Raw genomic sequence first — 8,609 nt, 5'->3', positions numbered from 1 at the left:
TCCGACAATATAATAAATAAAAAACTTCTTTTTTTTTCCCACCTTTCCTAGACCATTTAAAAATATTGAGGTAATTGGGCATGCAGTTACTGTTTTAAGTACCTTAGGGATTTTTAATTATGAGATGATTATTACAATTGACGGAAGTGAAAATAAATACGCTGAAGAAATAGTGAGAAAATTTGGAGGGCATCCAAACATAAAATTTATTGGGCTTATTTCGAGAGAGCAAGTTTATCGTTATTATGATCAGATTGATTGTTTGATTTTTCCATCAAAATTAGAAACTTGGGGTTTGCCAATAAGCGAATTTAAACAATTTGGAAAACCGATGATAGTCTCAGATTTACCTTATGCAAAAGAAACTGTGAGTAAGTATGACAAAGTTTGTTTTTTTAACCCAACAAATGCCGCTGATCTAGTTAGGCAAATGAGAAAACAAATTGAAGAGGTGGCTGTTGTCTATGATGAGACTAATTTTATTAATTACCCTGATCCAATTGTTAATTCGTGGGCGCAATTATTTTCTAAGTTATTAAATTAATTAAAATATGTACGAAAGATATGGTTTATTAGGTTCGTTTCGACTTTTTATATCCTTGATATATACCAAGATAGTTTATCCTAATGCACGATTAATTAGACTTCCTTTTGATATTAGAAATAAAAGGAATATTATAATTGGAAAGAGTTTTACAACTGGAGTAGGGTGCAGGATCGAAGCATTTCCTCTTAATGATTCTTACACTTCTTGTATTGAGATTGGAGAGAACGTACAGCTTAATGATTACGTCCACATAGGAGCAGTTGGTTCTATTAAAATTGGTAATAATGTTTTAATGGCTAGTAAAATTTATATATCTGATCATAATCATGGTAGTTATGATGAAGGGATAAGTGATCATCCGATGAGTCTTCCACTGGATAGAAAACCTATTTGTAAACCAGTGGTGATTGGCGATAATGTTTGGATTGGTGAATCTGTATGTGTTTTGCCAGGCGTTTCAATTGGTGAGGGCTGCATCATCGGAGCATTATCTGTAGTTACAAAAAGCATTCCTGCATACAGTATCGCTGTCGGTTCTCCAGCAAGGGTGGTTAAACAATTTGATTTTGAACAAAACAAATGGAAAAAAATATAACTGATTTGATATGAAGATTACAAGAGAATATTTAGCAGATTTAATACTTGAAAAATTAGCTGCTCAAAAAGAAATACTTAAAAGTGAATTTAATCAAAGCGGTAGAATTAACTCTTGTATAGTAGATGATTTATTTCATGAGGAAGTAGCTCTTGAAATTTATAGAGGATATCCTACTCCAGAAGAAATGACTGCTTATAAATCACTGCGAGAAAACAAAAGAATCGCTGCTCAAATGGATTTGTATAATCCAATATTAGAAGAAGTTGTTTTTGCTTTTCAAGATAATAGAATTGTAAAAATCGTAGAAGAAATAACAGGACTTAAAGAGATGATTCCTGATGAACATTTATATGCAGGAGGTATAAGCTTAATGGCACACGGAAATTTTTTAAATCCTCACCTTGATAATTCGCATGATAACGATAGAGAGAATTATCGGGTATTGAATTTGCTGTACTATTGTACTCCAGACTGGGATATTAACAGTGGTGGTAATTTAGAGTTATGGGACAAAGGGATGGGAAATCCTCAGCGAATTGTTCATTCAAAATTTAATCGTTTAGTTTTAATGATTACTAACAAAACTTCAATTCATTCTGTAAGTAAGGTTATTTCCGACGGAAAAAGATGTTGTGTTTCAAACTATTATTTTTCACAGAGACCCGCTGAATTAAATGAGTATTTTCATGTAACCTCATTTTATGGTAGACCCGAGGAACCTGTTAAAAATATTTTTTTAAGAATTGATGCTTTCTTAAGACAAACGATTCGCCAATTAACGGGGAAAAGGGTAGTCAAAACGAAACATATTTATAAAAAATAATTTTTAAGAGGTAAATATGAATGTTTCGGCATCAATTGTTTTATATAAAAGTGACTTATCGGAAATTGTTAAATTAGTAAAATGTTTAAGAGATATTAATAGCTTAATGATTGTCGATAATTCACCAACTGATGAGTTATCCACGTTAGTAAGTTTTTCTAATGTTCAATATATTCATAATCCTTGTAATCCAGGATTTGGTGCAGCACATAATGTTGCTATTTTAAAAGCTATAGAGATGGGATCAAAATACCATTTTATAGTGAACCCTGATGTTTACTTTGAAGGGGAGGTTATTATTCCAATGGTCACGTACATGGCATTAGATCCTCAAATAGGTATGATGATGCCACAGATTCTTAATTTAGATGGGAGTGTGCAAAATTTGCCCAAACTTTTTCCAAGTCCTTTCAGTATTTTATTGCGTAAACTAAAAAGACCAAAGATGTATTATCAACAATTTATTGACAAATATGAATTGAGATTTGTAGATGAGGATAAGATTTATAACGCTCCAATTTTGTCGGGTTGTTTTACATTATTAAACTTAAAGGCAATACAAAAAATAGGAATGTATGATGATAAATTTTTTATGTATTTTGAAGATTGGGATTTGTCAAGGAGAATGCATGTAAAATATAAAACTATTTACTTTCCCAAAGTGTCTATTTATCACGGATACGAATCTGGTGCCAATAAGAGCAGTAAGTTGTTTAAAATATTTATTAAATCTGCAATTACTTATTTCAATAAATGGGGGTGGTTCTTTGATAATGAAAGGCGGGTTATTAATAAGAATGCATTATCGCAATTTAAATAATGAAACAAGTACTAATCACAGGAGTTTCAGGCTTTGTAGGTGTTAATCTTAGAGATTATTTCAACGAAAATTTTAAGATTAAGCCTTTAAGTGTTCGCTACATTTCTAATCAACAATTTGATTTAAGGGGTGATGCAATCATTCATCTTGCAGGGAAAGCACACGATCTAAAAAAGGTGTCTAAACCTCAGGATTATTATGACGCTAATTACGAGTTGACCAAGCAATTGTTTGATGCTTTCTTACAATCAGAAGCATCTATTTTTATATTTATGAGCACCGTTAAAGCTGTCGCTGATAAAGTGGATGGCGTTTTGACCGAAGAATCTATTCCTAATCCAACAACGCATTATGGTATTGCTAAACGTCAAGCAGAGGAGTATATTTTATCCATAGATCTACCCTCTGCAAAGAGAGTTTATATTCTAAGACCTTGCATGATTCACGGTCCGGGAAACAAAGGGAATTTAAATTTATTGTATAATTTAGTTAGTAGAGGATTGCCCTGGCCACTGGGCAATTTTGAAAATAAACGTTCTTTTCTAAGTATTGAAAACCTTTGCTTTGTGATCAAAGAATTATTAGACAATACAACTATTCCTTCGGGGATTTATAATATAGCTGATGACGAGGCGCTTTCTACTAACCAGTTGATAGCATTGTTAGGAAAGAGTCTGGAGAAGAAAAATAGAATTTGGAATATTCCATCTTCTTTGATCAAAAAAATAGCTAAAGTAGGTGACACTTTGCGCTTACCACACAATACGGAACGGTTGCAGAAACTCACAGAGAATTATGTGGTTAGTAATACTAAGATTGTTGCTGCTATGGGTAAGGACTTACCAGTAAGAGCTCAAGAGGGTTTATTACGAACTTTTGAATCATTTAAAAAAAGTTTTTAACCGCAACTTGCGCTACGGTTTTTCGTAAAGTGCACAAAGATTTGCAATGCGGAATCTATAAAAGAATAATTACTAATAACGAAAGAGAGATGCTCCTATCTCGAATCCAATTTTTATAACAGCATGACAATAGAAAAAACTACAATAAAAGATTTAGTAATCATCAATCCAACCGTATTCCAAGATGAACGCGGTTATTTTTTTGAAGCTTACAATAAAGTTAAATTTAACGAGAATGGCATTATGTATGACTTCATACAAGACAATCAGTCGTTTTCTAAACGAGGAGTGATTCGTGGCTTGCATTTACAAATTAATCCTTTTGCACAAGCCAAGCTAGTACGCGTTTTGCAAGGAGAAATTCTAGATGTAGCGGTAGATTTACGCAAAAATTCATCAACATACGGCCAACATTTTTCAGTTGTACTAAGTGCAGAGAATAAAAAACAATTGATGGTGCCTCCTGGTTTTGCACATGGGTTTTCGGTATTGAGTGAAACTGCTTCCGTACTATATAAAGTAGATCAAGTCTATCATAAAGAAAGTGAAAGAGGGATTCGCTATGATGATGCTACGTTAAATATTGATTGGCAAGTGGAGGCAAATGAAGTTATTGTTTCAGAGAAAGATATGATTTTGCCGGGTTTTGATGGGATTGACTGGGAGTTTTAGAGTTGTCGGTTGTCTGTTATCGGTTATCTGGTTTTGATTATTGGAATTTAGAATTTCATAGGGGGACTTTGGAATTAGGTGTTTAGTTTTAAGTTAGGGGTGATAATTTTTGTTTTTCCCCTCCCGAAAGCTTTCGGGACTAAAGGGAGGTGAAGATTTTCGTTTTTCCCCTGCCCTAAAGGGAGTCGAAAATCGAGAGCGTGATTTTTTACGAGCCTAAAGGGAGCCGAAAATTAGAGGGTGTGTGGAAATTTTCGTTTTACCCCGACCCTAAAGGGAGCCGAAAATTGGGATGTGTGAAAATTTTCGTTTTACCCCGACCCTAAAGGGAGCCGAAAATTGGGTGTGTGGAAATTTTCGTTTTACCCCGACCCTAAAGGGAGTCGAAAATTGGGGTGTGTGAAAATTTTCGTTTTACCCCGACCCTAAAGGGAGCCGAAAATTGGGTGTGTGGAAATTTTCGTTTTTCCCCGACCCTAAAGGGAGTCGAAAATCGAGAGCGTAATTTTTCACGAGCTTAAAGGGAGGTGGAGATTTAAGGTTATCAGTTATCGGTTTCTGATTATTGGAATTTTCCTTTTTTTGTAATGTGCAGTAAACAAAAACAGCTTTTTTGTTATGTATGTTGAACATTAATAGCGATGTAAAAGGAGTGCTGCTACAGTTGATATAAACAAATTGAGTTTTATGAAAAAAATACTAGTAACAGGCGCATCAGGTCAACTAGGTTCAGAATTAAGAGTGTTGTCTGAAAATTATTCTAGATTTGTATGGATTTTTGCTGATAGAACGCAAGTTTCTTTAGGTGACTTATCCGTTTTAGAAAATCAATTGGATTTATTTCATGCTGATATTATCATTAATTGTGCTGCTTATACTGCAGTGGACAAAGCGGAATCAGAAGAAGGGTTGGCTAACACGATCAACCATTTGGCTGTGGGGGTTTTGGCCAGCTGGTCGGCCTCCAATAATGCCAAATTAATTCATGTTTCTACCGATTATGTTTTTGATGGGAATTCGGAAGTCGCTTTAAATGAGAGCGCCCCAACGAATCCAATCAATGTATACGGTGCTACCAAATTATTAGGAGAACAACTTTGTTTGACTACTAATCCTGAGGCAATCATAATTAGAACTTCATGGGTTTATTCTAGTTTTGGAAATAATTTTGTCAAAACGATGTCTCGCTTAATGCAAGAAAGAGATAGTTTGAATGTGGTCAATGATCAAATAGGTTCTCCAACTTATGCAGCAGATTTGGCGCAAGCGATTATTATAATTATAAATCATGCTAATTGGCATGCTGGTATTTATAATTTTTCTAATGCAGGAGAAATCAGTTGGTACGAATTTGCTTTGGCGATACAAGAAATAGGTGGTTTTGATTGTGTTATTGCCGGAATTCCTTCTTCATCTTATCCTACACCCGCGAAACGTCCAGCTTATTCTTTATTGAACAAGGAAAAAATAGAAAGCACTTTTGGTGTCGAAGTACCTGATTACAATGTGAGTTTGAGAAGGTGTATGGGGTTATTGAAAGATTAGCGGTTAGAAGTGGGAATTTTCGTTTTTCCCCTCCCGAAAGCTTTCGGGAGGGGCAAACAAAAAAGAAACTTATCTTATTATGTTTGAACAAGAGTAGTAAAACACGGTGTGAAAATTTTTAGTTTTGCCCTGTCTTAACCTATTATCTCTGTACCAACCGGGATCAAAAATAATTAATAGCTTCACGATAATATTGTTTTGTGTAATTAAGTTTTGTAAATCAAAAATATTATATCTTTGTAACCGATTTAGACTTATAAGCAAATGCGAATCGTAACGTTTACAAAAATTAAAGAATTTACAGAAAAACACTCCAGTTCCGATGTTGCTTTGAGAGACTGGTATTTTAAAGTCAAAAGAAGCGATTGGAATACTTTAAATGATATTAAGCAAACCTTTAATAGTGTTGATTATGTAGGCAATAATCGCTATGTGTTCAATATAAAGGGTAATGACAATAGACTTGTAGCTATTATCATTTTCGCTTCAAGCAAAGTCTATATCCGATTTATTGGTACCCATTCGCAATATGATAAAATAGACTGTTCAAACATTTAGAAACTATGAGAACAATACAAACAAAAAAAGAGTACATAGCATTAAGCAACCGCATTGACGACTTGTTAGTCCTTGTTGATAACAATACAGCTAGCGACGATAAAAATTTTATTGAATTGGATTTACTCGCCGATTTACTCGCCGATTACGAAGAAGCCAACGAACCTATAAAAGCACCTACTCTTATTGAAGCCATGAAATTGCGGATGTATGAGCGTGGTTTAAATCAAAAACGTTTATCGGAACTATTGGGAGTTAGCACTTCAAGAGTTAGCGAATATTTGACAGGTAAAAGCGAACCGCCTTTAAAAATCGCAAGAGATATAAGTCAAAAATTAGATATTGACCCTATGATTGTTTTGGGTGTTAATTAGAGGGTAAAGGTAAAAATTTCCGTTTTTCCCTACCGAAGCGTCGGGACTAAAGGGAGCCGAAAATTTGGGATGTGAAAATTTTCGTTTTTCCCCATCCCTAAAGGGAGCCGAGAATTTTGGATGTGATTTTGAATAAAGTCAATGAGGTTAGAAATCGGATTTTGAATTTCTTTTTTGCTCCCTTTGGGGTTGGGGCAAACAAAAAAGAAACTTATCTTATTTTTTTAGAACATGGGCAGTAAAAAAGCATCAAAATTTTAGTTTTTCCCTCCCGAAAGCTTTCGGGACCTAAAGGGAGCCGAAAATTGGGTGCGTGATTTGCCTCAAGGCTAAACACAACAAATAAAGAAGACAATCTATAAAATTAAAATAGAAATGAAAAAAATACTAATAACTGGAGGAGCTGGATTCATAGGTTCGCATGTGGTAAGACGTTTTGTAAACAACTATGCAGAGTATCAAATATTCAATTTGGATGCGCTTACGTATGCAGGGAATTTAGAGAATATTGTAGATATTGAAAACGCGCCTAATTATACGTTCATTAAAGGAGACATCGTTGATGCGGATTTTATTGATGCGCTTTTTGTGGAGCATCAATTTGAAGGAGTAGTGCATCTTGCCGCCGAATCGCATGTGGATCGTTCCATTACAGATCCCTTATCTTTTGTAAAAACGAATGTTATTGGGACTATGAATTTATTGAATGCTGCTAAATCGATTTGGAAAGATGATATGAAAGGGAAACGTTTTTACCATATTAGCACCGATGAGGTTTATGGAAGCCTTGGTGCTGAAGGTTTGTTTACCGAGACTACAGCTTATGATCCTAATTCGCCTTATTCGGCTTCGAAAGCGAGCTCAGACCACTTTGTTAGGGCTTATGGAGAAACCTATGGCTTGCCTTATGTTTTGACCAATTGTTCTAATAATTATGGGCCTTTTCATTTTCCGGAAAAATTGATTCCGCTGTTTATTAATAATATCATCCAAAACAAACCATTACCCGTTTATGGCGATGGGAAATATACACGTGACTGGTTGTTCGTAGAAGATCATGCAGTTGCAATTGATTTGGTTTTTCACGAAGGGGTGAATCATGATACTTATAATATCGGTGGTTTTAACGAATGGCAAAATATAGATTTAGTGAAGTTGTTGTGTAAAATCATGGATGAGAAGTTGGGCCGTGAAGTAGGAACATCGGAACAATTAATTTCTTATGTAAAAGACCGTCCAGGTCATGATTTACGCTATGCCATTGATGCTAGCAAAATAAACACTGAATTAGGGTGGAAGCCTTCGGTTACTTTTGAGGAAGGATTGGAGAGAACCGTAACTTGGTATTTGGAAAATCAAACTTGGCTGAATAATATCACCTCTGGGGAATATGCTGGTTATTACGAGAAGCAGTATAAGTAATTCGTGATTCGAAAATCGAAAATCGTGATTTGTAAATCGTAATTCGGTTTGCAAGATATGTATTTAAGTTCCTCTACTTTATTTTATAATAAAAATAATTATAGTTAGACGAGCAGTTGAGGAAATTAAAATTAAAATCACACTGAAGTATGAAAGATCATAAAGATTTAGATGTTTGGAAACAATCTATGTTACTTGCAGAAGATATTTATGCATTAACAAAAAATTTTCCATCGGACGAAAAATACGGATTATCAAGCCAAATCAAGAGAGCAGTAGTTTCTATTCCGAGTAATATTGCTGAAGGAGCAGGTAGAAAAGGCGACAAAGAATTTATACAATTTTTTT

11 protein-coding genes are annotated in these 8,609 nt (G+C 34.5%); all 11 read left to right on the top strand.

From position 1 onward, the window contains the following. Window positions 1–16: 16 nt before the first annotated feature. Window positions 17–544, top strand: a complete 528-nt coding sequence (locus A3SG_RS20200) for a glycosyltransferase (protein ID WP_083832486.1) — start codon at window positions 17–19, stop codon at window positions 542–544. Between the two features lie 7 nt (window positions 545–551). After that, window positions 552–1,142: a DapH/DapD/GlmU-related protein gene (locus tag A3SG_RS0116405; protein ID WP_016991093.1), complete on the top strand. Its 591-nt coding sequence runs from the start codon at window positions 552–554 to the stop codon at window positions 1,140–1,142. A gap of 10 nt (window positions 1,143–1,152) precedes the next feature. Then, window positions 1,153–1,968 carry a 2OG-Fe(II) oxygenase gene (locus A3SG_RS0116400; RefSeq protein ID WP_016991092.1) on the top strand — a complete coding sequence of 272 codons (816 nt, stop codon included), beginning with the start codon at window positions 1,153–1,155 and terminating at the stop codon, window positions 1,966–1,968. Window positions 1,969–1,984: 16 nt separating this feature from the next. After that, window positions 1,985–2,788 (top strand): glycosyltransferase family 2 protein, encoded by an 804-nt coding sequence (locus A3SG_RS0116395; RefSeq protein ID WP_016991091.1) that lies wholly within the window; start codon window positions 1,985–1,987, stop codon window positions 2,786–2,788. Further along, window positions 2,788–3,690: an NAD-dependent epimerase/dehydratase family protein gene (locus A3SG_RS0116390; protein ID WP_016991090.1), complete on the top strand. Its 903-nt coding sequence runs from the start codon at window positions 2,788–2,790 to the stop codon at window positions 3,688–3,690. Before A3SG_RS0116395 ends, A3SG_RS0116390 begins: the two co-directional genes overlap by 1 nt. Window positions 3,691–3,813: 123 nt before the next feature. Beyond that, on the top strand, window positions 3,814–4,362 hold the full coding sequence (gene rfbC / locus A3SG_RS0116385) for a dTDP-4-dehydrorhamnose 3,5-epimerase (RefSeq protein WP_016991089.1): 549 nt from the start codon (window positions 3,814–3,816) through the stop codon (window positions 4,360–4,362). Between the two features lie 687 nt (window positions 4,363–5,049). Continuing rightward, window positions 5,050–5,907 carry a dTDP-4-dehydrorhamnose reductase gene (gene rfbD / locus A3SG_RS0116380; RefSeq protein WP_016991088.1) on the top strand — a complete coding sequence of 286 codons (858 nt, stop codon included), beginning with the start codon at window positions 5,050–5,052 and terminating at the stop codon, window positions 5,905–5,907. A gap of 264 nt (window positions 5,908–6,171) precedes the next feature. Then, the gene (locus A3SG_RS0116375; protein WP_016991087.1) at window positions 6,172–6,465 is read left to right on the top strand and encodes a type II toxin-antitoxin system HigB family toxin; all 294 of its coding nucleotides are present in this window, start codon (window positions 6,172–6,174) and stop codon (window positions 6,463–6,465) included. 5 nt (window positions 6,466–6,470) lie between these two features. After that, on the top strand, window positions 6,471–6,839 hold the full coding sequence (locus tag A3SG_RS0116370) for a helix-turn-helix domain-containing protein (protein WP_016991086.1): 369 nt from the start codon (window positions 6,471–6,473) through the stop codon (window positions 6,837–6,839). Between the two features lie 375 nt (window positions 6,840–7,214). Further along, complete coding sequence (gene rfbB / locus A3SG_RS0116360; protein WP_016991084.1) at window positions 7,215–8,261, top strand: dTDP-glucose 4,6-dehydratase; 1,047 nt, start codon at window positions 7,215–7,217, stop codon at window positions 8,259–8,261. A gap of 149 nt (window positions 8,262–8,410) precedes the next feature. Further along, window positions 8,411–8,609, top strand: a 199-nt coding sequence (locus tag A3SG_RS0116355) for a four helix bundle protein (protein WP_016991083.1), incomplete at its 3' end; no start/stop codon positions are given.

This window comes from Flavobacterium sp. ACAM 123 (assembly GCF_000264055.1).
Classification (GTDB): Bacteria; Bacteroidota; Bacteroidia; order Flavobacteriales; family Flavobacteriaceae; genus Flavobacterium.
Note: the sequence above shows the minus strand (reverse complement) of the source record. Positions and strands in the feature narration are given on the sequence as shown.